At 37.9% G+C, this 22,798-nt stretch carries 27 protein-coding genes; 14 read left to right on the plus strand and 13 right to left on the minus strand.

The features are described 5' to 3' along the window. The first annotated feature begins 15 nt into the window (after positions 1-15). A complete protein-coding gene (locus tag FA727_RS13895; protein WP_136831808.1) occupies positions 16-174 on the plus strand; it encodes a YpzG family protein in 159 nt (52 codons plus the stop codon). 33 nt (positions 175-207) lie between these two features. Here the strand turns inward: FA727_RS13895 and FA727_RS13900 are convergent, their stop codons facing one another. Both FA727_RS13900 and recX read right to left on the minus strand, forming a co-directional pair. Then, positions 208-528, minus strand: a complete 321-nt coding sequence (locus FA727_RS13900) for a YfhH family protein (protein ID WP_136831810.1) — start codon at positions 526-528, stop codon at positions 208-210. Positions 529-570: 42 nt separating this feature from the next. Next, on the minus strand, positions 571-1,380 hold the full coding sequence (gene recX / locus FA727_RS13905) for a recombination regulator RecX (protein ID WP_136831812.1): 810 nt from the start codon (positions 1,378-1,380) through the stop codon (positions 571-573). Positions 1,381-1,484: 104 nt separating this feature from the next. Between recX and FA727_RS13910 the strand changes: the two genes are divergently transcribed. The 3 genes from FA727_RS13910 to FA727_RS13920 all read left to right on the plus strand — a co-directional run bounded on the left by FA727_RS13910 (position 1,485) and on the right by FA727_RS13920 (position 2,841). Next, positions 1,485-2,366 (plus strand): TIGR01777 family oxidoreductase, encoded by an 882-nt coding sequence (locus tag FA727_RS13910; protein WP_136831814.1) that lies wholly within the window; start codon positions 1,485-1,487, stop codon positions 2,364-2,366. A gap of 72 nt (positions 2,367-2,438) precedes the next feature. Continuing rightward, entirely contained in the window at positions 2,439-2,567 is a 129-nt protein-coding gene (locus FA727_RS13915; protein WP_136831816.1) for a YfhE family protein, read from the plus strand. An 88-nt stretch (positions 2,568-2,655) separates the two neighbouring features. Continuing rightward, entirely contained in the window at positions 2,656-2,841 is a 186-nt protein-coding gene (locus FA727_RS13920) for a YfhD family protein (RefSeq protein WP_136831818.1), read from the plus strand. Positions 2,842-2,868: 27 nt separating this feature from the next. Here FA727_RS13920 and FA727_RS13925 read toward each other — a convergent pair whose 3' ends face one another. From FA727_RS13925 to FA727_RS13935, 3 genes are all read right to left on the minus strand, one after another. Then, positions 2,869-6,042 carry a DEAD/DEAH box helicase gene (locus tag FA727_RS13925; RefSeq protein ID WP_136831820.1) on the minus strand — a complete coding sequence of 1,058 codons (3,174 nt, stop codon included), beginning with the start codon at positions 6,040-6,042 and terminating at the stop codon, positions 2,869-2,871. 112 nt (positions 6,043-6,154) lie between these two features. Beyond that, on the minus strand, positions 6,155-6,655 hold the full coding sequence (locus tag FA727_RS13930; protein ID WP_136831822.1) for a DoxX family membrane protein: 501 nt from the start codon (positions 6,653-6,655) through the stop codon (positions 6,155-6,157). A gap of 416 nt (positions 6,656-7,071) precedes the next feature. After that, positions 7,072-7,251 carry a hypothetical protein gene (locus FA727_RS13935; RefSeq protein WP_136831825.1) on the minus strand — a complete coding sequence of 60 codons (180 nt, stop codon included), beginning with the start codon at positions 7,249-7,251 and terminating at the stop codon, positions 7,072-7,074. Positions 7,252-7,424: 173 nt separating this feature from the next. On the opposite strand from FA727_RS13935, the gene FA727_RS13940 reads away from it, so the two are divergent. Together FA727_RS13940 and FA727_RS13945 are read left to right on the plus strand one after the other, a co-directional pair. After that, positions 7,425-7,988: an MFS transporter gene (locus FA727_RS13940; RefSeq protein WP_136831827.1), complete on the plus strand. Its 564-nt coding sequence runs from the start codon at positions 7,425-7,427 to the stop codon at positions 7,986-7,988. Positions 7,989-8,134: 146 nt separating this feature from the next. Beyond that, positions 8,135-9,028, plus strand: coding sequence for a selenium metabolism-associated LysR family transcriptional regulator (locus FA727_RS13945; RefSeq protein ID WP_136831829.1), 894 nt, complete (start codon positions 8,135-8,137; stop codon positions 9,026-9,028). 33 nt (positions 9,029-9,061) lie between these two features. Here the strand turns inward: FA727_RS13945 and FA727_RS13950 are convergent, their stop codons facing one another. The 5 genes from FA727_RS13950 to FA727_RS13970 all read right to left on the minus strand — a co-directional run bounded on the left by FA727_RS13950 (position 9,062) and on the right by FA727_RS13970 (position 11,912). Beyond that, a complete protein-coding gene (locus FA727_RS13950; protein ID WP_158318874.1) occupies positions 9,062-9,532 on the minus strand; it encodes a hypothetical protein in 471 nt (156 codons plus the stop codon). 128 nt (positions 9,533-9,660) lie between these two features. Further along, on the minus strand, positions 9,661-10,008 hold the full coding sequence (locus FA727_RS13955; RefSeq protein WP_136831833.1) for a cupin domain-containing protein: 348 nt from the start codon (positions 10,006-10,008) through the stop codon (positions 9,661-9,663). Between the two features lie 98 nt (positions 10,009-10,106). Next, entirely contained in the window at positions 10,107-10,409 is a 303-nt protein-coding gene (locus tag FA727_RS13960; protein ID WP_136831835.1) for a hypothetical protein, read from the minus strand. Next, complete coding sequence (locus tag FA727_RS13965) at positions 10,394-11,416, minus strand: anti-sigma factor (protein ID WP_136831837.1); 1,023 nt, start codon at positions 11,414-11,416, stop codon at positions 10,394-10,396. The genes FA727_RS13960 and FA727_RS13965 overlap by 16 nt, the downstream gene beginning before the upstream one ends. Then, positions 11,400-11,912, minus strand: coding sequence for a sigma-70 family RNA polymerase sigma factor (locus FA727_RS13970; RefSeq protein WP_136831839.1), 513 nt, complete (start codon positions 11,910-11,912; stop codon positions 11,400-11,402). The genes FA727_RS13965 and FA727_RS13970 overlap by 17 nt, the downstream gene beginning before the upstream one ends. A gap of 210 nt (positions 11,913-12,122) precedes the next feature. Here FA727_RS13970 and pepT point away from each other — a divergent pair, with 210 nt between their 5' ends. From pepT to FA727_RS24420, 3 genes are all read left to right on the plus strand, one after another. Further along, complete coding sequence (pepT, locus tag FA727_RS13975) at positions 12,123-13,358, plus strand: peptidase T (RefSeq protein WP_136831841.1); 1,236 nt, start codon at positions 12,123-12,125, stop codon at positions 13,356-13,358. A gap of 105 nt (positions 13,359-13,463) precedes the next feature. Next, positions 13,464-14,699 (plus strand): CynX/NimT family MFS transporter, encoded by a 1,236-nt coding sequence (locus FA727_RS13980; RefSeq protein WP_136831843.1) that lies wholly within the window; start codon positions 13,464-13,466, stop codon positions 14,697-14,699. 77 nt (positions 14,700-14,776) lie between these two features. Next, on the plus strand, positions 14,777-14,953 hold the full coding sequence (locus FA727_RS24420; RefSeq protein ID WP_170209272.1) for an SE1832 family protein: 177 nt from the start codon (positions 14,777-14,779) through the stop codon (positions 14,951-14,953). Positions 14,954-14,985: 32 nt separating this feature from the next. Here the strand turns inward: FA727_RS24420 and FA727_RS13985 are convergent, their stop codons facing one another. Beyond that, positions 14,986-15,705, minus strand: a complete 720-nt coding sequence (locus tag FA727_RS13985) for an MOSC domain-containing protein (RefSeq protein WP_136831845.1) — start codon at positions 15,703-15,705, stop codon at positions 14,986-14,988. A gap of 324 nt (positions 15,706-16,029) precedes the next feature. On the opposite strand from FA727_RS13985, the gene FA727_RS13990 reads away from it, so the two are divergent. Beyond that, positions 16,030-17,523 carry a peptide MFS transporter gene (locus FA727_RS13990; RefSeq protein WP_136831847.1) on the plus strand — a complete coding sequence of 498 codons (1,494 nt, stop codon included), beginning with the start codon at positions 16,030-16,032 and terminating at the stop codon, positions 17,521-17,523. 15 nt (positions 17,524-17,538) lie between these two features. Here FA727_RS13990 and FA727_RS13995 read toward each other — a convergent pair whose 3' ends face one another. Beyond that, the gene (locus FA727_RS13995) at positions 17,539-17,955 is read right to left on the minus strand and encodes a YbaN family protein (RefSeq protein ID WP_136832478.1); all 417 of its coding nucleotides are present in this window, start codon (positions 17,953-17,955) and stop codon (positions 17,539-17,541) included. 49 nt (positions 17,956-18,004) lie between these two features. Further along, positions 18,005-18,766 (minus strand): MerR family transcriptional regulator, encoded by a 762-nt coding sequence (locus FA727_RS14000; RefSeq protein ID WP_136831849.1) that lies wholly within the window; start codon positions 18,764-18,766, stop codon positions 18,005-18,007. Positions 18,767-19,013: 247 nt separating this feature from the next. Here FA727_RS14000 and FA727_RS14005 point away from each other — a divergent pair, with 247 nt between their 5' ends. Genes FA727_RS14005 through FA727_RS14020 form a run of 4 tightly spaced genes read left to right on the plus strand, consistent with a single transcriptional unit; the run spans position 19,014 to position 22,797 of the window. Next, entirely contained in the window at positions 19,014-20,126 is a 1,113-nt protein-coding gene (locus FA727_RS14005; RefSeq protein ID WP_136831851.1) for an ABC transporter ATP-binding protein, read from the plus strand. Next, positions 20,116-20,919, plus strand: coding sequence for an ABC transporter permease (locus tag FA727_RS14010; RefSeq protein ID WP_136831853.1), 804 nt, complete (start codon positions 20,116-20,118; stop codon positions 20,917-20,919). Before FA727_RS14005 ends, FA727_RS14010 begins: the two co-directional genes overlap by 11 nt. Before the next feature lies 1 nt (position 20,920). Then, on the plus strand, positions 20,921-21,727 hold the full coding sequence (locus FA727_RS14015) for an ABC transporter permease (protein WP_126410978.1): 807 nt from the start codon (positions 20,921-20,923) through the stop codon (positions 21,725-21,727). After that, the gene (locus FA727_RS14020; RefSeq protein ID WP_136831855.1) at positions 21,724-22,797 is read left to right on the plus strand and encodes an ABC transporter substrate-binding protein; all 1,074 of its coding nucleotides are present in this window, start codon (positions 21,724-21,726) and stop codon (positions 22,795-22,797) included. Before FA727_RS14015 ends, FA727_RS14020 begins: the two co-directional genes overlap by 4 nt. Position 22,798: the final 1 nt, after the last annotated feature.

A 22,798-nucleotide genomic window follows, 5' to 3' on the forward strand; every position in this document is an offset into this window, starting at 1 on the left:
GGGAGGCTGAATAAAATGGGAAAAAGTAAAAATTTCTTTGACAACAATCCTTACTCAAGCCCATTTACTTCACCAAATGTTCGTTTGAAGCATGCCCATTCTCAAGTTAATGGGGAAACAAAAGAAACGCAAGACATCATTATTCTCCATCACCAAATCAGAAAAAATTCGTAAAGCTTTAACCAGAGCCTTTTTTAGGGCTCTGGTTTACTTAATTACTTTCAGCATAGAAATCGGTAAAGCTTCTTCTTCTTTACTCTCTCCTAGTCGATATCCCCATGCAAATACGCCATTCATATACTCAATCTGAAAATACTTTCCTGGGTCACCATCGATTTCGTAGATTTCTTTTTTCTTAAAATCTCTAGGGTTTAGCAAATAAGCCTTAGCCATGATTGCTTTTCTTTCTAATACGGCAAATTCACTTACCATCCCCATTTGTTCAGCTTTACGTGCTTGTTCATGGAGCTTAGAGATCTCTTGCTTCAACTCATACTCCGTCATCGTACTGTAGCGTTTTTCTTCCACCTTTGCTCACCCCTTATGAAGTTCTAACCTTATTTTACTATATTAATAATCTTTTTCCTCAGCTAAAAATTGTTCGATTTTCTCCATTGAAAACCCTTTTCGATATAGGACCTGCTTCATTTTTTGTTCGTATTCATAGCCATCTAATTGTGCGTACTTCCGATGTGCTTTTTCTCCCTGATATCGTAAAGCTTCCATTTCATCATCTTCATCTTTTTTTGATTCTGCCATTTCCATGGCGATGGAGATTACTTCAAATGGGTAGCCTTTTCTGAGCAAATATTGCTCAGCCTTTTGCTTCAGGATTCGTTCCGATTCTTTAGCGCTTTTATTCACAGTTTTTTCCCAGAGTACTTTTGCTTTCTCAATCTGTTTTTCTAAAGAAAACTGCTTTAGTGCTTTCTCAATGAGCGGAGCGGCAACCCCCTTCTCCTGAAGGTCTCTTCGAACTACGACAATTCCTTTATCGGATGTATTTATTTGTGTACGAACGTAAGCATTCGCATATTCTTTATCATTTAGAAATTGATATTCGTACAATTTATGGATAACCTCTTGGATAACAGGTTCTTCAACTTCCTTATCCGCTAAGTACTTGCGCACCTCAAACTCCGTTCTCATAACACGTGTTAAATAGTGGATCGCTAAATTATATGACTTTCGTATATCGTCCTGATAATTAATTTCCATTAAAGCGAAGTCGTCTAACTCCATACCTTTTTTCAAATTAAACTTAATTAAAACATCTTCATCGACACTAAAAGCGTACTCCTCACCTTTTCCATGATCTAAGAAGATATTATATCGATCCGTATTCTTTTTTTGGACGGTGATTTTTGTAATCGTAGCCATGTCCTCACCTCCCTATAAATGTACCACATTGTTTGAAAAATCTCCGCTCAAAAACAGGGTTTTCCATGATAAAAAGCTAATTAGTTCATAGGGGTGATATACTCATGAAAATTGTGATAGCAGGCGGAACTGGCTTTGTAGGAAAAGCCTTAACAAAACGGTTAATAGAAAAAGGACACGAGGTCATTATTTTAACAAGAAAGAAGTCACAAATAGGAGGAAATCCGGCATACCTTCAATGGTTAAACGAAAGAAAAACTCCCACAATACAAGATCTTGACGTCATGATAAATTTAGCAGGTGAATCGCTTAGTAGTGGACGTTGGACGACAGAGCGAAAGGAACGGATTCTCTCCAGTCGTATGGAAGCAACAGAAGCAGTTCTCGACCTCATGAAAAAGAGCCCTCCTAAGACATTCATTAACGCCAGCGCCATCGGTTATTACGGCACTTCTTTAACGGATAAATTTACAGAAGAAAATGAAACAGCTGGAACAGATTTTTTAGCCACCACCGTTAAAAAATGGGAAGAAATAGCCTTAAAATCCACTACTCGTACGGTGTTATGTCGATATGGGATTATTTTAGACAAAACAGAAGGAGCCTTGCCGCGAATTGTACTACCTTATAAATTATTTGCTGGCGGAACGGTAGGTAGCGGAAAGCAATGGACGTCCTGGATTCACATTCAAGATGTTGTCGAAGCGACTCTTTTTCTAATTGAGCATGAAGAGATTGCTGGGCCTGTTAATTTTACTGCCCCAAACCCAGTCTCGATGAAGGAATTAGGGCAAGCCATTGGAAAAGCTATGAAACGTCCTCATTGGATGCCTGCTCCCACTTTTGCTTTAAGAATAGCCCTAGGTGAAATGAGTCTATTGGTTTTAGAAGGACAACGTGTCCTTCCGGAAAAATTACAACAAGCAGGATTCCAATTTCTTTTTGAAAAAGTAGAAGAAGCTTTAGTAAATATTTATCAAGCTTAAGTATCAATCCTTTTAAATAAGGGAAAAATAGGAAGTGTAGTCTTATTAATTTGTGAAGAGAGGATGTTGCGAATGTCTGATAAGAAACGAAAAGACAAGTCTAAAAGTACATTGTCCAGTATGCAAGAAATGAATTATTCACATGAGTTCAAAATGGCTGACCAAGCTGGAGGATTCACAAAGAAGAAGGCGCGACATTAATTCATAAATTCCATGACAATCGTGAAAAATAAGTACGGAAAAACGTAAATGTTTTTTCGTACTTTTCATTTTGAAGGGGGTTTTACGATTGGGACGTGGACAAGGCCGAAAAACAAGAGACAAAAATAAAGCAAGTCTTCCACAAGTGCCAAAAAATATGAAATCAGATGGCCGCGATGTGGAGTTTGACCGTGATTTAGCAGACCATGCTGATTTAGAGGCGATGGCTCGCTCGAACGCAGCAGATAAAAGAGCAAAGAAAAAGAAAAAATAACACACTCTAGGTGAATCCATAGCGGATTCACCTAGTCGCATATTCAATCGTTAAAAGCTCCCGAATGTCATCCTCTGTTAACGTGGATGCATTGCTTTCCTTTGTATCGATGATTTCTTGAACAAGATTTCGCTTCTTATCCTGTAGTTCATCCATTTTTTCTTCAACAGTTCCTTTGGTAATCATCTTGATGACTCTCACCGTATTCTCCTGCCCCATCCGATAAGCTCGGTCGGCTGCCTGATCCTCTACAGCAGGATTCCACCATAGATCATAGAGAATAACCGTATCCGCTCCCGTTAAATTTAAACCTGTGCCCCCGGCTTTCAATGAAACGAGGAAAAAGCTATTCTCGCCCTTGTTAAAGCGGGCGCACAATTCAACTCGCTCCTCTGCAGGCGTTTGACCATCAAGATAAAAAAATGTTATCCCTTTTAACGCCAATTGCCGTCCAATCAGTTCAAGCATTTTTGTAAATTGAGAGAAAATCAACACTCTTCTCCCTGCTTGATTGGCTTCATCAACAATTTGCATGAGCTTATTCAACTTCGCTGAGCTTCCTTTATATCCATCAACAAACAAAGCAGGATGGCAGCATATTTGTCTCAGTCTTGTTAAGCCTGCTAAAATTTTGATTCTGTTTTTTCGTATCGTGTTTTTGTCCAGATGCTTTAAGGTATCATGGCGAAGCTTCGCTAAGTACGCAGCATACAGCTTCTTTTGCTCTGGATAGAGTTCCACATATTCTGGTAGCTCCATTTTTTCCGGCAGCTCATGAAGGACATCTGATTTCATTCTCCTTAGAAGAAACGGACTCGTCCTTTTCGCAATTTGTTTTCGTGTCAATTGACTGTAATTTTTTAAACCCTGAAACAGCTCTGGAAAAACGACGTGATAAATCGACCACAACTCCTCTAGAGAATTTTCTATCGGCGTCCCTGTTAGAGCAAAGCGATGATTCGCTTTTATTTTCTTTACAGACTTAGCTGTTTGGGTAATCGGATTTTTAAAAGCTTGAGCTTCATCAAAAAACACCGTATGGAAATCCTGGCTTTCAAACCAATGGATATCTTTTCGGAGCAGTGTGTAAGAAACGATCAAGACGTCAATTTCATTGATTTCCTTATACACCTTCTGCCTCTCTTTTTTCACGCCGTCTGCTACAACCGCCCTTGTGTCAGGTGAAAACTTGATAAACTCGTGGAGCCAGTTGTAGGTAACTGCCGAGGGAGAGACTATCAGGACAGGTCGACTATCCTTTTTCACCTCTGAAAGAACAGACTCAATATAGGCGATACTCTGGACTGTTTTCCCAAGCCCCATATCATCGGCTAAAATCCCACCAAAACCATAGCTAGCAAGAGTCTTCAACCATTGATATCCATGCTTTTGATAATCCCTCAAAATCGACTCAAAGCTTTTCGGCACTTCAAATTGATGCGGATTTGTTATCTCTTCTAGAAATTGTCGGAAAGATTCCTCGGGAGAAAACACTTCATTGTCCATAATCGAATCAAGAAAAGTGATTCCCTTTAGGACAGGCATATCTAGCCCTTTTTCGATTTCATCATAATCGATCGGAAGTGACCTTAAAAATCGGTCCATTTCTTCAAACTCTTTCGTTTCTAACGTAAGAAGTGCACCATTACGCAAACGATAATATTTTCGTTTTTCTTCTAAGGCTTGCAACAAATCCCGAATTTCGTTTTCTGGAATGCCGGTCATTTCAAATTTAAATTCAAGCCAATTGGTTCGTTCTTTTTTCACTTTTACTTTGATATTAGGGTGAGAATTCTCTTTAAAAACCCGATTGCGAATCGCTGTCGTTGCATATACCTGAACAAGCTTCTGTAGCTTTGGCAGGATATGATGCAAGAACTCATACTCAAGATCTTCGTTTTGTAAAAAATATCCTCCATCTGTTTTCGCAAATTCACTCTCGTCCATTAATTGAAGAATTTCATCCTCTTTTCTGTCATCCCTCACAAGCAACGCACGAGCAAATTCCTTATCATTGGAAACCGGATTAATCATGATGTTTCCATAATGAAATTCTAAGCCAGCAAGCAAACGGTTTTTCACACGATCTAAATAAAGCTTAGGTACAAGCGGAGTTTGAACTAACCTTGTTGCTATTTCATCCGCAATTGTTACAACTCCTAGCTTTTTCAAACCAGGTAATACTTTTTCTAGGAAAAAATCCATTTGCTCTTTTGGAATAGGTATTCGATTCCTTCCAGAACTATCGAGCATTTCCTTTAAGCTTAACAGCCTCTTGCAATCGGCATGTTCTAAAGGAATCACGTTCCCACAATTAAGAACACAATCATATGAATCCATGATGACAATTTGCTCGAAGCCCTTGATTGAAAGCTGGTAGCCACTTGATTCAGTTTGAAAATCAAAGTGTAAAGGGAGTGTTTCCTCCGTTACTTTTGGTCCCTCAAATACTTCTCCATAATACTCGATTCTTCCATTAGGTTCTTTTACGAGTAAAGGCACTAGCCTCTTCCATCCGGATGCGGGAATGGCTAATGTGCTTTTATAGGATGAAGGATTCTTCTTATGATTGTTTGGTATGAGTTGATGAAGAATTTCATCCACGGAGCGGTCAAAACAATGAATGCGCGGATCATAGGTGAAGATCGGTGATAACACACTTTGATTCCCTTCTCTCACATCCTCCAAGAAACGGCGAATATGAAAGACAGATGTCTCTTCAATCTCAATGCTTATACCAAACATTCGCTCACCATTGTCCATTTGTAGCACTTTACAAATAAATCTTGTATCTAGAACTTGCCTATCTTCAAAATGGAGCTGATGCCCACTAGAACGTTTCGGTTGCTCCTGAAAAATCGTTAGCAGTCCTTCTGCTAAGCTTGAGTCCTCAGACTCGTCTATCGAGCCGATCCCTCTTCTTTGTTTTTCATAAATCGCAATCAAGACTGCTGCGATATGCTGACAATCCTTTTGAAAAGATGCTAGTGTCGGACAGCTACAGCTCGTTTGAATTTCCCCATTTTCTTTCGTTTCAACTTTTACATAAAAATCTTCTCCAGCTTTGACGATTGCTTCAGAAGAATGAGGTGCATCGTTTTGAAATTGAACTTTATTCCCGCGATAAAACGCTTCTCCTCGCTTGAAGGAGATGTCTCCACACATTTCTTTAATAATTTTCGGACTTAGTTTGATAGCCAAAATGCAGGACTCCTTCCCGAGGCAGTTATAATACTTTCTATATTATAGACGATTTGAAAGCAAAACAAGAGGACGAAACCTTTTGGCTCCGCCCTCTTATTATAAGTTATTGTTAGTTGTTTGCTATGACATCGTTATTTTCGTTCTTGTTTAATTGTTTTTTAAGGAATGGTACTGCGAATCTGTCTACTCCGTAATAGTAGCTTGCTGTTCCTGCGAATAATAGAATCATTGCTACTGTGTATAAAATTGGGTTTGTGCTAGTTGTTCCTGCTAACATGAAGTTCAAGTTCATGAATGCACCTGCGATTAACGCTGGGATTGTTGCTGCTCCAAGGATAAGTCCAACACCTACTAATACTTCGCCCCATTGTACTAAGAAGCTGAATATTTCTGCGTTTGGTAATGCTACTCCTTCAAGAAATGCTGCGTACCAACCTTGTACACTTGGGTGGTCGCCACCTGCTCCAGCTATCGCACCTTTGATAAATCCACTAGCATCGAATCCTCCGCCAGTTATTTTGCCTAAGCCACCTTCTATCCATTGAATTCCTAACCATACTCTCAATATTGTCCAAGCAACCGCTACTTTTGGGTTTTTCATCCATTTCATGATAAATCTCTCCTTTGTGAAATTATTCACATATTATCTTAAAAAATTTTGTTATAAGTTCTTGTTTAAGCTGGCCCGCTTATTCTGTGGTAAAGAGATTTAATTTGTTTTGTGATGTTTTTCACTTTCTCTTTACACTTATAATATATACCTTGATAATAGTGAAAACAATAGCTGTCACATTTATTTCACAATATTTCTTTTATTGATGTCAGAATTGTGAACAAAGATACCCACAAGGTTGTGGGTAATGTGGATAAAAATTTCAAAATCAACGGTTTACAGGTAATAGAAAGCCTCTTGTTTGTGTATAAGAAACTCGTTCTTCTCTTGTGGATTTTGTTAATAACTTCATAAAAGGTTATTTTTATCATGTTTTTGTGTGGATAAGGTTGTGGGTAATCTTTCTTTTATGCTCATATTTCAAAGATGGATTGAATTTTAACCATATACGGTTTTAAGCGATATTCGTTTGCTTTTTTGGAAATGAGTTCACTAATTGCGTTTTCTTGTGTTTCTGCTGAAATGAGACTGCGACCCTCTAATACAGAATCATCTTCAACAACTGCATACCAAGTAATTCGAAAAATTTTCATCTCTTACCACTCCATCCAAATGAAACGAGATATTTTCTCTATCATACTCCCTTTCCTTCTATTATTAAACGCGTTCCTATCATTTGATAAAAATTAACAATTTTCATAGTATACAAAGGTTATAATTTTTGATTCAATTATAAAAAAGGATTAATTTGGAAGGTGTGTTTCGAATGGAGAAAAACTATGAAACAAGACATATCTATTTTACCATCGCGATTTTAATAGCTATACTCTCCCCTATTTTTTATTTTTTTGTTCCACAAACTTTGGGAGATGTCGTCCATTATAAAGAAGACACCTGGTATGTATCGACTCCAAAAGAGAATTTTACTTCATTCGCCATTGGTTGCGGGTTTCTCTTTATCGCTTCTATTCTCCTTTTCTTTTTAAATATACGAAAATTATCCAAAGCTATAAGCATCTTCTTTTTATGCTTAGGATTATTTACCTTCTATATTGCTTCTCAGTCATTTGTTGCATTATCAAACGATAAAATTTCCTATAGCTCTCTGTTCGAATTTAAAAAGCATACGTATCAATGGGAAGACATTGAAAAAGTCATTCATTATCGTAATGAAATCGGAACCTTCTCCGAATTTGAATTGGTATTTGAGGATGGAAATCGTGCTATGTTGGATGACAATGCTTATTTTCGAGAAAAATCCGATAAGTTCGGCATGAAATTGGCTGAATATAATTTATTCCCAGAGCTGTCGTTAGTGGATGAACCTTAATGAATCATATGAAGGTGCTAGATTGAAATCACAAATGAATAGACATAATACACTCCCTACTTTATGAAAAAATGATAAGATGAATTTACGTTATCGATGAAATCAATTGAAACAAATCGTTTTGGCAAATAGTTAGGGGTGTTAAGATGGATTTACATCAGTTATACGTGTTCACAAAAGTAGTAGAGCATAAAAGCTTTTCCAAAGCAGCTGAAGCGGTTTATTTAAGTCAGTCAACTGTTAGCTCCCATATTCAATCCTTGGAAAAAATATTGAATGTCCAGCTGTTTGACCGAGTTGGAAGAGAAACCGTTATTACGCCTTATGGTGAGCGGTTATATCATTGGGCCCTTAAATTATTGCAGCTAAAAGACGAAGCTCTTTTTGATATCAAAGAAAGTGTTACGGAATTAAAAGGTGTCATTCATATGGGAGTCAGTTCTGTTCCGGGACAGTTTCTCGTTCCAAAAATCGTCAAGAAGTTCCGCAAGGAGTATGCAAATGTGACGTTTTCGCTTAGCGAATATCCGTCCAAGATAGTCGCAGAAAAAGTTATGAGCGGAACGGTCGATATGGGCTTCCTTGGCGAAAAGTACGAGAATGACAAGCTGCACTACATCCCTTTAATGAAGGAAAAGCTCGTACTAATTTCATCCAAAGAGTTTGCTCTTGCTGAGTCTGTTTCGATTCATGATATTATTCACAATCCTTTTATTATGAGAAGCTCAGACTCTGGTACAAAAGCCATTTTAGAGAAGTTTTTAAAGAAGCAGCAGATCAAAGAGGAACAATTAAATGTAGTAGCTTACACAGAAAGTAGCCAATCACTTATTGAATTTGTAAAGCAAGGGATCGGCATCGCAATTATTTCCGAAATTGCTGCGAAGGAATATTGTACAGGCACAAACTTGCAAATACATAAGCTTGAAGATTTTCATGATGAGCGCTATTTCTATCTTGTCTACAACGAAATGAAGACACTCTCTTTAGTGACGAGGTTATTAATTGAAATGATAAGTAAAGGGAAAGTAGAATATTGAGAGGTTGGTTGGGAGTAGGATTCCAACCTCTCTTTAAATATTTTTTAATACTAAAAAATAGTATTCAGCATCATGTAATATTCGATTAAAATCAGTGGCTGATTCAAAGGCAATGAACATTGCAATAACTGAAAATGCAATTAGAATCCCACTACTAGCTTTAATTATTTTTCTGTTTTTCTTAAAAAGGATAAAGGTTGTTATAGCAATAATCACAATGTACCCCAAAGAAATCATTAATGTTACTAGGACAGATGTTCCTTTATTAACGGCCACCATAAAATCCTCTAAAATCTCCTTGTTGCTATCACTCTCTTTGATATATAAACTATCTTGTTTATGACCAACTTTCCATAAAAAGGAACTTCCTTCTATAGCTGTTTCATATTCATACCCCAAAACTTGCCCTTTACTGATTACCCCTGAAATTTTCTCTGTATCTTCTTCACCACTTTGAGAACAAGCCGTCACGAGGAACAGCAAACAACAAAACATCCACAGCATCGATTTTTTTATCGTAATCCCCTCCATTTATCACCAGAACTTTCTGATATCTATTTTAACATTTAGAGCCATTGCGCATCAGACTTATTCAAAAAAATGTACCCAACTAGATGACCATTGGGTACATTTCATTTCAAATATTTTGGTGCATATTGCTCACTTGGTATTTTGTTCAACATCACATAAAGACTTGTGTTATTATCACTATCATTCACAAAAGCAAATTCTTCGTCACCATCTGCTACAATAACGTCATTCTTCTTTGCTTTGACTTCATTTCCGTCTATCGTGAACGTTCCTTCTCCTTCCACAACAAGGAGATATACATTTGTACCTGGATGTTTATGGGGAGGCAATGCCTGTTTCGGAGAAAAATTAAGGACAAAAACGGTACTTTCTCCTTCTTTAAAAACAATCCGTTTTGTAAATTTTTCTTCACTATATTCTATATAATCATGTAGGTTCACTTGTTTCAATGTCAGCACACCTTTCCAATTACGGTTAATGTTTTACAACTTCATCATAATCGGTCTGATGTAATTCAGAAGTGATTGAGATCATCCATCCAACTATTTTAAGGTTTTGGATTAATCACCCACGCTAAACCAAACATCATAAAAGTAAATATGAAGATAAATAGACAAAGACCGATCCCCCAAATAGCATAGAGACGAGAATGTCCTTTTGTAACAAGCCCTATCAAACCCAGAATTAACCCTACCATCGGAAGCTTCACAAGGAAAAAATCCGGAAATTCATCGGAATCTAATAAGAGACCTATATTCAATCCGGCCAAAGAAACCAGTGCAACTAAGAAAGAGAGTAGTCCAGTAATTGTTGTAATCCCGACGCGTTTCTTATTTATTTCCAATTCCATAGCTTCACTTCCCCTACTTTTATACTCTGAATAAGTTCATTGTTTTCTAATTTACGTAATTCAGGTGTAGGTCCGGTAACAACAGCTCCATACACATGAATTCCATTTTCTTTTAAATAATTTATTCGTTCAGAAAGAACAAGCGATTTACTTCTCGCAATCTTCGTTGCAGTCTCTTCATTTTTTTCTAATAGTTCTAAAATTTCCATGAATACTTCTTTATTCGATTGTTCTCTACCATTGAAAGGAGACCAGGTTGTTGAATCAATTTGGGCAGGATAACCAATCACGCCAACAGGAACCCCTTCATTATCGACTTGCCTTTCCTCAAAGCCCGTATCCACCGCAAGCCAACGAACTTCAATCTGTTTACCAAGCTTTTCTTCTAATTCCTTCGGTTCCATTAATTCAGCCAATGAAAGATAAACTTCCCCTACCGTTCCATCTGGGAGTCCTTTTAAAATATCCCATTCATCACTTCGACCATATGGAATAGGGGCATCAGGATGCACCAACCATTCTGTATCAATGTTTGCTATTTCTTGCATTGGTCTATCTAGTAACATCCTTCTTTCTGGAAAACTTGGACTATCAAAGGCAAAATAGATTTCATAATCACCTGCTTTGTAATCCTCTCTACCAATTCTTTTAAAAACATCAAGTGCAATCGACATAGAAAAGAAGCCGATATCCTCTTCTATCTCCATTTCTTCTAAGCTCATGTTTGGTTCTGTGACATAAATCGTCTTTGCTGCAACATCAATGGCATTATTGGCCTTTCCACCAATGGCGTAGTACAAGTATGTACTAAGAGTCAACACCGGAACAATCAATAATATGACCGCTAAACTAATCAGGATATTCGTTCTTATAGCTGTATTTTTCCCTTTTTTAATGATTCTTTTTTGTTCCTTTTCACTATGAGAATGCGTTTCTTCAAACTCTTGTATCGATTCATTGAGTATTGACTCGTATATTTCTAATTCGTCCTTATGATTCTCTGTCATCACGCTTCCTCCTTTCTTGAACTCGAGCGATTATTTTTCTTCGACCTCGAAGCAAATGACTTTTAAGAGTATTCAAGTTCATCTCCAAAATATCGGCCGCTTCCTGATAACTCATTTTGTGGAGATCGCACAAAAGCACGATATCTCGTTCCCGCTCTTTCAAAGTATGTATGTCATCAAGCAGGAGACGAAAATTCTCTTTTTCTAATAAACTCTTCTCTGGTGTAGTCATTTGTACTTCCTTATCCTGTACCTCTCCTACCTTTTCGCTAACGACAACCCGTTTTTGCTTTCGAGAGTAGTCGATAAACACCCTGTACGCTACTTTAAACAGCCATGCTTTTATATTCAGTATTTCTTCATTTTCCAAGTGAAGATATGCTCGATAAAAAGCCTCCTGAACCAAATCCTCTGCTGTATAATGCTCTTTCGAAAGGGAAAAGAGATAGCGATATAAGTCATTCACATATTCTTGATAAGCTTCATCTAAGTCCAACCACGCTCCCCCTTTCACTATATCCACGTTTAACGATCGTAAAAAGTTGCAAAAAAAATCCAAATTAATCCAACTTAAATTATATTGAGTTAAATAAACACATGCGTCAATCTATTGATGAAAAATTTCGAAACTTTTATTTATGCTTCCGCTTGAAACGATAGTATAATGAAGCCATGTGACGAAACTAATAAAGAGGAGTGGACAATTTTGAAAGAAGCATTAATTGAAAGATTAGTAAGATATGTACAGGTTGATACTCAGTCCAATGAAGATTCTGAGACTTGCCCTTCCACACCTGGTCAGATCACTCTGGCAAATATGCTGGTAGATGAATTGAAGACTATCGGAATGCAAGAAGTGACAATAGACGAGAACGGCTATGTGATGGCTACACTTCCTGCCAATACTACAAAGGACGTTCCTACGATTGGATTATTAGCTCATGTCGATACGGCAACCGATTTTACCGGTGCTGGTGTGAACCCACAAATTGTCGAGACTTATGATGGCAATGATATCGTCCTCAATGAAAGCTTAAAGGTTGTTCTTTCACCAAAGGAATATCCAAACCTCAATAAATATGTTGGACATACGCTGATTACAACTGATGGGACTACATTACTAGGGGCAGATAACAAAGCCGGGATTGCTGAAATTGTAACCGCCCTTGTGTACTTAATGGAGCACCCTGAAATCAAGCACGGCAAAGTTCGAGTTGCCTTTACGCCAGACGAGGAAATTGGTAGAGGGCCACATAAATTTGATGTAGAAGCATTTGACGCACAATATGCTTACACGATTGATGGAGGACCACTTGGCGAGCTTCAATATGAAAGCTTTAGTGCAGCAGCTGCGAAAATCACCTTTAAGGGCAATAATATTCACCCAGGTACTGCAAAAGGAAAGATGGTGAACTCTGGTAAAATCGCGATGGAGTTCAACAGTAAATTACCTGTCGAAGAAGCCCCTGAATATACAGATGGCTATGATGGCTTTTACCACCTTCTTTCGAATAATGGAGATGTAGAAAAAACAACGCTCTATTACATAATTCGAGATTTTGACCGAGATAATTTTAACAACCGAAAAGAGACGATTAAAAAAATTGTGTCTGATATGAAGGCAAAATACGGAGAAGATAACATTATTCTTGATTTACACGACCAGTATTACAACATGCGTGAAAAAATTGAACCGGTGAAGGAAATCGTCGATATTGCTCACGATGCGATGACCAATCTTGGAATTGAACCAATCGTTGAACCAATTCGCGGTGGTACTGATGGTTCTCAGCTTTCCTATATGGGATTGCCGACTCCAAACATTTTTACAGGCGGCGAGAACTACCACGGTAAGTTCGAATATGTTTCTGTAGACAATATGGAAAAAGCTACGAATGTGATTGTGGAGATTTTAAGATTATTCGAGGAAAGAGCCGAATAGAATGGAAAAAGGTAGGGATTCCCTGCCTTTTTCATTATCCGCAATTACTCAGTTCCTAAATAATCAAATTTATGATAGCTTCCAATTATAAGAAGGAGGCGGATTATGCAAAAGGTGTCACTATTAAAATCAGAGAATATCACGACAAAAAATACACTATTAATCTTTGGGATAATCTTTGTCGCCTTTAATCTAAGACCCTCAATTACGGCAGTTGGGCCTTTAATTGGCGCCATTCGGACAGACACTGGGATGTCAAATAGTGTGGCTGGTTTGATTACAACCTTACCACTCCTTGCATTTGCCTTTCTTTCCCCACTAGCACCAAAACTGGCGCAAAAAATCGGAAAGGAAATGACAATCTTTCTGGCTCTCATTTTCTTAGGAATTGGGTTAGTCATTCGTTCTTCTGGAATGGTTTTTACTTTATTCCTCGGTACAGCGATTGTAGGGTTAGGAATTGCTTTCTGTAATGTTATTTTGCCTGGAATCGTTAAACAAAGCTTTCCGGGTAAAGTTGGGTTAATGACCGGAATATACACGGTTTCAATGGGGACATTTGCAGGTATAGCCCCAGGGATTAGCTTTCCGTTAGCAGACACATTACATATGGGATGGCGAGGTTCATTAAGTGTTTGGCTCGTGTTAATGGGATTGGCTCTTATTGTGTGGTTTCCTCAGGTGAGAAAAAGAAGATATAAAGAGAAAACAATGGCTAATGATTCGAAAAAAGCATCGATGCTTTCTTCAGCACTGGCGTGGCAGGTAACCCTTTTTATGGGACTCCAATCGTTAATATATTTTTGCTTTATTACGTGGCTTCCCGAAATGCTCTATAGTCAGGGAATTAGTGCAGCAACGGCAGGATGGATGGTATCTATCTTTCAATTTTCCGGAATTCCAGCAAACTTCATTATCCCTGTAATAGCCGATCGCCTTTCCAATCAGAAAGCCTTGGCAATTGGAATTGGGGCTTTATGCTTGATTGGGATTCTCGGTCTCCTTGTTGGAGACAACATTTTTCTTATCACGATGTCGATTATGTGTATCGGGATGGGGACAGGGGCTGCAATAAGTCTTGCGTTAACACTAATGGGACTTCGCGTTGCAAATGCGGAGCAAGCCGCCAACTTATCGGGAATGGCCCAATCGATTGGTTACTTTTTAGCTGCATTGGGACCATTTTTCTTAGGATTTCTTTTTGACACCCTTCATTCCTGGACAGTTCCTTTGCTACTATTAATTCTCGTAACTATTATCATGACTGTCGTTGGATACGGGGCGGGCCGAAATCAATATGTGCTGGAGACTAGTGAAAAAGCAAAGCCGATTAATTTCTAAAAAAAGTCTGAGAGTTTTTTGATGAAAATCAGAAGCGTCTGTTGAAATTATTGAAGTAAAGAAACGAGGTGCTGAAATTGGAGCGTAAAGAAATAGAATATAAGATTCAGGATTTGAAAATGGAGTATGTTCGGCTACAAAATGATTTAGAAAAGCTTGAATCTGTCCACGGAAACCTTTCTCCATTGGAAAGACAAATCGGTCAAATTGAAACCGACTTAAAAGAACTATATAAGCAACTAGAAAACCTTTAAGAGCTGCCCAAAGAAGGCAGCTCTTCTTTTAATTATAGAAGTGTAACTTCGTCTCCAACATTTACTTCCCCAGTTTTAATTACAGACGCAAAGATTCCGAAGCAATTATTTCGTTCCTTATAAACCGTTTTTAACATAGACGTGTCAATGGTCGCACTATCTGGATCGATATTGATTATCGAACATCTTTCACACAGTCCATTCACAATTACTTTGACATTTCCGATTAAAAGTTTTTTTCCTAACCAAGTCTCCTCTATGAATGGTTCATCACTTTCAGTAGACAGCACGAAATTCGGTCGGAAGCGTCGGACATCCACCTTACTTCCCCATAGTTCCTCGATTTTCTTAATCGATGACTTTGTTGTGATCAGTAAGTCGTCTTCTTCTATTGCACCTAAAGGTACATAGTCAGGTGAATATTGAATGGGCGTGAGACTTTTCCCAGAGAATTGTTCCAGTTCTTGTAAAAGTTCTTCCTCTCCCCACTCGTATTCCTTGCCAGAGGGTGATGTAATTTTAACGATGGGATACTTTTCTAAGTTTTCCTCACCCACAAACTTTGCATGATATTTAGCCAATACTGGTTCTTGAGTTAAAGTTAGATATTTTCCTGGTCTTGTGTCATCTAAAAATGCATGACTTCGATCGCCATACACACCATAAGATTCTACCCTCGTCTTTTCCACACTTTCCCCGCGAAATGATTTCACAGGATGTCGTACAATCTCTTGAACCTTCCCAACAATCACACATAACTCCCCCTTTACTCTAAGGTACCTGGTACCGTCTGTAGACATTTTGCTTTTTTTGTCTGTTTGAGGTGAACATTTTTGTTTCTTCTTTTTCTATTTTATTTTACTGATTTTCTGGTCCCAATGGAATAAATTTCTAGACCTATGAGAACTTTATTAAATGTGTTTCCTATCTTGAAATAATATGTTTTCCAAACAAATTTTTACATTATATACAATGAAAGCGATTAACTCAAAGGTATTTCCTTCCAGACTAAAAAATTTTTTTGACAATACTAAACTATTAAAAGTATTATGGAATAATGTTAAGGAGGTTGCATCATGTCAAACGAAAATAAACAGAAAATTGTAGCAAGTGTGCCACAAAAAGGTTTCTTTGGGCATCCTAAAGGATTATTCACCCTATTCTTTACAGAATTTTGGGAGAGATTTTCATACTATGGTATGAAAGCTATCCTCGTTTATTATATGTATTACGAGGTTTCAAAAGGCGGACTAGGAATTGATGAGTCTACTGCTCTAGCCATTGTTTCTATCTATGGTTCCCTAGTTTATATGTCTGGTATTATTGGTGGATGGTTAGCCGATCGAATTTTCGGTACCTCTAAAGCGGTTTTCTATGGTGGTATCTTGATCATGCTAGGTCATATTGCCTTAGCTATTCCTGGAAACATCACGATGTTCTTTGTATCAATGGTGTTTATCGTTTTAGGTACTGGATTACTTAAGCCAAACGTTTCAAGCATTGTTGGAGAAATCTACAGCGAAAATGATGAGCGCCGAGATTCAGGCTTTAGTATTTTCTACATGGGAATTAACTTTGGTGCATTCATTTCACCACTAATTACTGGTGAAATCGGTATGAAACATTCTTTCCATCTAGGATTTGGTGTTGCCGCAGTCGGTATGTTCTTAGGATTACTTCTTTTCTTATTTACTAAGAAAAAGAACCTTGGATTAGCTGGTACATTTGTAAACAATCCATTATCTACTTCTGAGAAGAAAAAAATCTTCACAATCATCGCAATTGCAGTTGTGATATTAGCAGTCCTTGTTGCTGTATCTATTCCAATGGGACTACTTACTTTTGATAGCTTTGTTGCACTTGTAGGTATCTTAGGTGTTGCCTTACCAATTATTTATTTCACAGTGATGTATCGTAGTAACAAAACTACAGATGTTGAGCGTTCACGTCTTTTAGCGTACATTCCATTATTCATTGCATCTGTTATGTTCTGGGCAATTCAAGAACAAGGGTCAACTATCTTAGCGAACTACGCTGATAAAAGAACTCAACTTGATTTCGCTGGTTTCACTATTTCACCAGCTTTATTCCAATCTTTAAATCCACTATTTATTATCATTTTTGCACCTATTTTTGCATGGATGTGGATGAAGCTTGGTAAACGTCAACCAACAATCCCGCAAAAATTCTCATTTGGATTATTATTTGCCGGTTTATCATTTATCGTGATTCTTTTACCAGCATACTTTGCAGGAACAGAATCATTAGTAAATCCATTATGGCTAGTACTAAGCTACTTCATCGTTGTACTTGGTGAACTTTGCTTATCTCCAGTTGGATTATCTGCTACAACAAAATTAGCTCCTTCTGCTTTCTCAGCGCAAACAATGAGCCTATGGTTCTTGTCAAGTGCTGCTGCACAGGCGCTAAATGCACAAGTAGTTAAATTCTACTCTCCAGAAACAGAAATGCTTTACTTTGGAGTTATCGGTGGAGTTGCGATTGTTTTAGGTATCCTTCTATTAATCCTTGCACCAAAAATTCAGACCTTTATGAAGGGTATTAAATAATATGAGAACGGGCCCCTATCTTGGGGCCCTTCTTGTTTCTATTTTGGTGAAGAAATAATAATATTTATATATCACTGTTAGAATCAAAATACTTCGTACAATCCAGTTATCAACCGAAAAAAATCCGATTGCAATCATACTATCTGCAATTAAGTTTAGGATTACTTTTTGTTTCCGAGTCATCGTTTTATTTTTCACAAACTGTTCTAAATACTTCCTGTATATTTTCGTTCCTTTAAACCAAGCTTCGAATTTTTTTGAGCCCTTCATAAAACAGAAGGATGCTAATAGGAGTAACGGTGTTGTCGGGACAACTGGTAAGATGATGCCTAACAGACCAATTCCTAGGCTCAAGAACCCAGCAACAATGAATATAACGTTTATAAGTTTTTTAATGCTATCACCTTCAAAATTACCTTTCTTCCATCTCATTATAAACGAAAAATCGATTAGGCGTCCCCAATCGATTTTTACATTTTGATTATTTTTGTCCTGTGTAAATATGAATGGCATCTCTTAAGAATTCTGCGGTACCTGGTTGCTCTTTGTCATAATAAGCAGTAAATCTTTCATCATCCACATACATTTGTGCAAGTCCTGCATGGGCTTCTTTGCTATATTCAGCCCAATAGTACGTGAGCCATTGTTTGTGCAAATCGGCTGCTTTCTGAGCTGTTTCACTCGCAGGATCACCAATTTTGAAAGCTTCAGCCAGGGTTTCCCACAATCGTGCTTCAAGTTGGGTTACAGCCTTATAATCCTCTTCACTCATATTCAATAGCTTTGCATTCGATTTATTAACTGTTTCTTCCCCATACTTTTCACGAATTTCTTTGCCGTATTTTTGTTCGTTCTCTTCGACCATTTTCTTCTTAAATCCTTCAAATTTTTCTTTATTACTCATATCTATTCTCCCTTCTGTTGAAGCGATTGTCTTCTCTACATTTGAAATCAGCAAATCTAGCTGTTTGCGTTTTTCAAGGAGCTGCTCCCGATGTTCTTTCAGCGCATTGGCTCCGTCATAAGAAGGAGATGTCATAATGTCCTTAATCGTCTCTAAGTTCACACCTAATTCTCGGTAAAAAAGAATTTGTTGTAGGCGGTCCACTTCCTTTTGCCCATAGATTCGATAACCAGATGAATTGATTCTTGCCGGCTTAAGAATCCCAATTTCATCATAATATCGAAGAGTTCTTGAACTCACTCCAGCCAACTGCGCTAATTTCTGCACTGTATATTCCACGGTTGCTCACCTCCTTATGAGATAACGATACACCTTTACGTCGCGTGAAGGTCAATGGGGTTTATGCAAATTTTTTAATTTTATCTTTGTAAGATCCCCTAACAGCTTTTCTGAAATTTAAAATCAAAAAATATGGCATGAGATGTCTTTTCATGTATAATTATTCCGAATCGAATAATAATAGTAGATTCAACCCAATCGTATCATAGGATACGTTTATTTTTATACGAGGGAGGTTGCTAATATTTTGAAAAACGAGGCAATTATTCAATTTAAAAATGTAACAAAACAGTACGATAACGATCCACCAGTCCTCAATGATGTAAGCTTCGAGATTGAAAAAGGAAAGTTTTATACCCTACTTGGTCCTTCTGGGTGTGGGAAAACGACGATTCTGCGACTGATCGCTGGCTTCACAGAAGCATCAAATGGTGAAATCTTTTTTAACGGTAAAAAAATCAATGATGTTCCTGCTAATAAGAGGCAGGTGAACACCGTTTTTCAGGATTACGCCCTATTCCCTCATTTGAATGTATATGAAAATGTCGCATTCGGACTTCGGATTAAAAAAATGAATAACATAGATATTGATAAAAAGGTCAAAGAGGCACTTAGCTTCGTGAACCTAAAGGGCTATGAGAATCGAGAAATTCGTGAAATGTCTGGTGGTCAAAGACAACGTGTGGCCATTGCCCGTGCAATTGTCAATGAACCAGAGGTCATACTTCTAGATGAACCACTATCTGCCCTAGACTTAAAGCTTCGTTACGAGATGCAATACGAGCTTCGTGAACTACAACGTCGCCTTGGCATTACCTTTATTTTTGTCACTCATGACCAAGAAGAAGCACTGGCCATGTCAGATGAAATCTTTGTTCTTGATCAAGGAAAAATCCAACAGAGTGGAACACCTAAAGATATTTACGATGAACCAATCAACCGTTTCGTTGCTGATTTTATTGGAGAATCCAATATTCTTAAAGGCCGTATGCTAGATGATTATTTAGTTGAGTTTGTTGGAAAGCAATTCGAATGTGTCGACCAAGGCTTAGATAAAAATGAGCCAATCGAAATCGTTATCCGACCAGAAGATTTAGAAATCACAACGCTCGAGCGTGGCAAACTTCAGGTGTGTGTTGACTCTCAACTTTTCCGTGGCGTTCACTATGAAATTAGTTGCTATGACAAGGACGGCAACGAGTGGCTTGTCCATTCTACAAAAGCGGCAAATGTTGGCGATGAAATCGGACTGTATTTTGACCCAGAAGCGATTCACGTAATGAGACTTGGTGAGACGGAAGAAGAATTTGATAAGCGTTTAGAAGCTTATACAGATGGAGAAGCAGGCCATGGAAAATAAGTTCACACGCAATATATACATGGTCCCTTATGCACTGTGGATTGCCTTGTTTGTAATTGCCCCTATCCTACTTGTACTTTATTATTCTTTCTTCGATATTGAGGGCAATCTTTCACTCGTTAACTACCAAAAGTTTTTCACACCAGTGTATTTAAAAATGACGTTAAGTTCATTCTGGTATGCTTTTTTGATTACCTTAATTTCCTTAATCGTCGCTTACCCAACAGCGTATTTATTAACGAAAACAAAACATAAGCAATTATGGCTATTATTAATCATCGTTCCTTCATGGATCAATTTATTGTTAAAAGCATATGCCTTTCTTGGTATTTTCGGTACTTATGGGATTACGAATAGCTTCCTTGAAGTGATTGGCATTGGCTCACAACAAATCTTATTTACCGACTTTAGCTTTATTTTTGTATCGGTTTATATCTTTATTCCATTTATGATTTTACCGATTTTTAACTCGCTCATCGAATTGAATCCAACACTCATTGATGCAGCCAATGATTTAGGTGCATCGAAGTGGACAACGTTCCGTCGCGTTATTTTCCCATTAACGATTGATGGCGTAAAATCGGGCTGTCAGGTCGTATTCATCCCGGCACTATCCCTATTTATGCTGACTCGCTTAATTGCAGGAAATCGTGTCATTACACTTGGTACAGCGATTGAGCAGCATTTTCTTGTCACACAGGATTGGGGTATGGGTTCAACGATTGCGGTATTCTTGATTATTATTATGTTCCTATTTATGAGTGTCACTGGAACTAGAAAGCGGGGTATCTAAGTTGGAGAAAAAAATATCCCCTTTAGCAAAAGGATTCTTGTTTCTAATCTTTCTTGTGCTCTATGCACCGATTTTCTTTTTAGTGTTCTACTCTTTTAATAGTGGTGGAACAATGTTTGATTTTGAAAGCTTTACTCTTGATTGGTACAAAGAGTTATTCCAGGATACAAGATTACTAATCATTGTCTTAAATACACTTGTCATAGCGCTGCTTTCATCCCTAATATCCACGATCATTGGGGTACTCGGTGCAATCGCCATCTACCAAGTGAAAAAGCGTCAGACAAAAAATACGCTTCTTTCCTTAAACAATGTGTTAATCGTGAGCCCAGACGTTATAATCGGGGCATCATTCTTAATTCTGTTTACCATGGCAGGACTAAAGCTCGGTTTTTATTCCGTCCTACTTTCCCATGTTGCTTTTTGTATTCCGATTGTTGTTTTAATGGTGCTACCAAAGCTTATGGAAATGAGTCCAACCTTAATTGATGCGGCCCGTGACCTTGGCGCAAACCGCTTAAACGTATTAACGAAAGTCATTTTGCCGTTTATTACTCCTGGAATTTTCGCAGGATTTTTCATGGCTTTAACTTATTCACTCGATGATTTCGCGGTAACTTTTTTCGTCACAGGAAATGGCTTTACAACCCTATCTGTAGAAATTTACTCTTTAGCACGTCGAGGAATATCGCTAAATATTAATGCCCTGTCAACATTGCTTTTCCTATTTACGATTATTCTTGTCGTCATCTATTACTTCATCACCCAGCGTAACAATAAGGCTCAAATTGGGGGGATTAGAAAATGAACAGACTAATCCGCGTCTTTTTAGCAGTAGTTATCGCCTCTGCCCTACTATTGTTTGCTATCAATCGCTTAAATAAAGCAGAAGGCTTCGCTGGTGATAATACCTTAACCATTTACAACTGGGGCGATTATATTGACGACGAACTAATTGACCGTTTTGAAGAAGAAACAGGTATTAAGGTCATTTACGAAACATTCGATTCCAATGAAGCGATGTTAACAAAAGTCCAACAAGGTGGAACGACCTATGATATTGCGGTACCATCTGAATATATGATTGATAAAATGCGTGAGGAAGACTTACTGATTCCTTTGGATCATTCAAAGATTCCCAACTTGAAAAATATCGACGAACGCTTCATGGATCTTCCTTTTGATCCTACTAACAAATATTCTGTTCCGTATTTTTGGGGAACTGTCGGAATTGTGTACAATACCAAAATGCTAGATGATATCGAGATTACTAGTTGGAGTGATTTATGGGACCCTGCCTTAAAAAATGAAATTCTTTTAGTCGATGGTGCCCGTGAAGTGATGGGAATGGGATTAAACAGTTTAAACTACTCACTCAATGACACGAAGGAAGAGCATTTAAAAGAAGCGAAGGAAAAATTGGATTCTTTGACACCTAATATCAAAGCAATTGTCGGAGATGAAATCAAAATCCTCATCGCTAATGAAGAAGCAGCAGTTGGTGTCGTTTGGTCAGGGGATGCCGCTGACATGATGTGGGAAAATGAAAACCTAGATTATGTCGTCCCTTCCGAAGGTTCAAATCTTTGGTTTGATAACATGGTTATTCCAAAGACTGCGAAGAATGTGGATGCAGCTCATCAATTCATTAATTTCATGCTCGATCCAGAAGTTTCTGCCCAAAATACAGAATGGGTCAGCTACTCTACACCGAACAAAGCAGCATTAGAGTTTATGCCGGAGGAAATGGTTGAGGATGAACGTTTCTATCCATCACCTGAACTAACGGAGAAACTTGAAGTTTACGAAAATCTCGGTAAAAAGAATCTCGCGATGTACAACGATTTCTTCTTACAATTTAAGATGCATAGAAAATAAT

The organism is Robertmurraya kyonggiensis, assembly GCF_005116465.1.
Taxonomy (GTDB): domain Bacteria; phylum Bacillota; class Bacilli; order Bacillales; family Cytobacillaceae; genus Robertmurraya; species Robertmurraya kyonggiensis.

What these genes read in the sequence shown, in the direction of transcription:
- FA727_RS13895 (WP_136831808.1), top strand. Translation starts at nt 16, where the DNA reads ATGGGAAAAAGTAAAAATTTCTTTGACAACAATCCTTACTCAAGCCCA.
- recX (WP_136831812.1), bottom strand. Translation starts at nt 1,380, where the DNA reads ATGGCTACGATTACAAAAATCACCGTCCAAAAAAAGAATACGGATCGA.
- FA727_RS13910 (WP_136831814.1), top strand. Translation starts at nt 1,485, where the DNA reads ATGAAAATTGTGATAGCAGGCGGAACTGGCTTTGTAGGAAAAGCCTTA.
- FA727_RS13915 (WP_136831816.1), top strand. Translation starts at nt 2,439, where the DNA reads ATGTCTGATAAGAAACGAAAAGACAAGTCTAAAAGTACATTGTCCAGT.
- FA727_RS13930 (WP_136831822.1), bottom strand. Translation starts at nt 6,655, where the DNA reads ATGAAATGGATGAAAAACCCAAAAGTAGCGGTTGCTTGGACAATATTG.
- FA727_RS13935 (WP_136831825.1), bottom strand. Translation starts at nt 7,251, where the DNA reads ATGAAAATTTTTCGAATTACTTGGTATGCAGTTGTTGAAGATGATTCT.
- FA727_RS13940 (WP_136831827.1), top strand. Translation starts at nt 7,425, where the DNA reads ATGGAGAAAAACTATGAAACAAGACATATCTATTTTACCATCGCGATT.
- FA727_RS13945 (WP_136831829.1), top strand. Translation starts at nt 8,135, where the DNA reads ATGGATTTACATCAGTTATACGTGTTCACAAAAGTAGTAGAGCATAAA.
- FA727_RS13950 (WP_158318874.1), bottom strand. Translation starts at nt 9,532, where the DNA reads ATGCTGTGGATGTTTTGTTGTTTGCTGTTCCTCGTGACGGCTTGTTCT.
- FA727_RS13960 (WP_136831835.1), bottom strand. Translation starts at nt 10,409, where the DNA reads ATGGAATTGGAAATAAATAAGAAACGCGTCGGGATTACAACAATTACT.
- FA727_RS13965 (WP_136831837.1), bottom strand. Translation starts at nt 11,416, where the DNA reads ATGACAGAGAATCATAAGGACGAATTAGAAATATACGAGTCAATACTC.
- FA727_RS13980 (WP_136831843.1), top strand. Translation starts at nt 13,464, where the DNA reads ATGCAAAAGGTGTCACTATTAAAATCAGAGAATATCACGACAAAAAAT.
- FA727_RS13990 (WP_136831847.1), top strand. Translation starts at nt 16,030, where the DNA reads ATGTCAAACGAAAATAAACAGAAAATTGTAGCAAGTGTGCCACAAAAA.
- FA727_RS13995 (WP_136832478.1), bottom strand. Translation starts at nt 17,955, where the DNA reads ATGAGATGGAAGAAAGGTAATTTTGAAGGTGATAGCATTAAAAAACTT.
- FA727_RS14010 (WP_136831853.1), top strand. Translation starts at nt 20,116, where the DNA reads ATGGAAAATAAGTTCACACGCAATATATACATGGTCCCTTATGCACTG.
- FA727_RS14020 (WP_136831855.1), top strand. Translation starts at nt 21,724, where the DNA reads ATGAACAGACTAATCCGCGTCTTTTTAGCAGTAGTTATCGCCTCTGCC.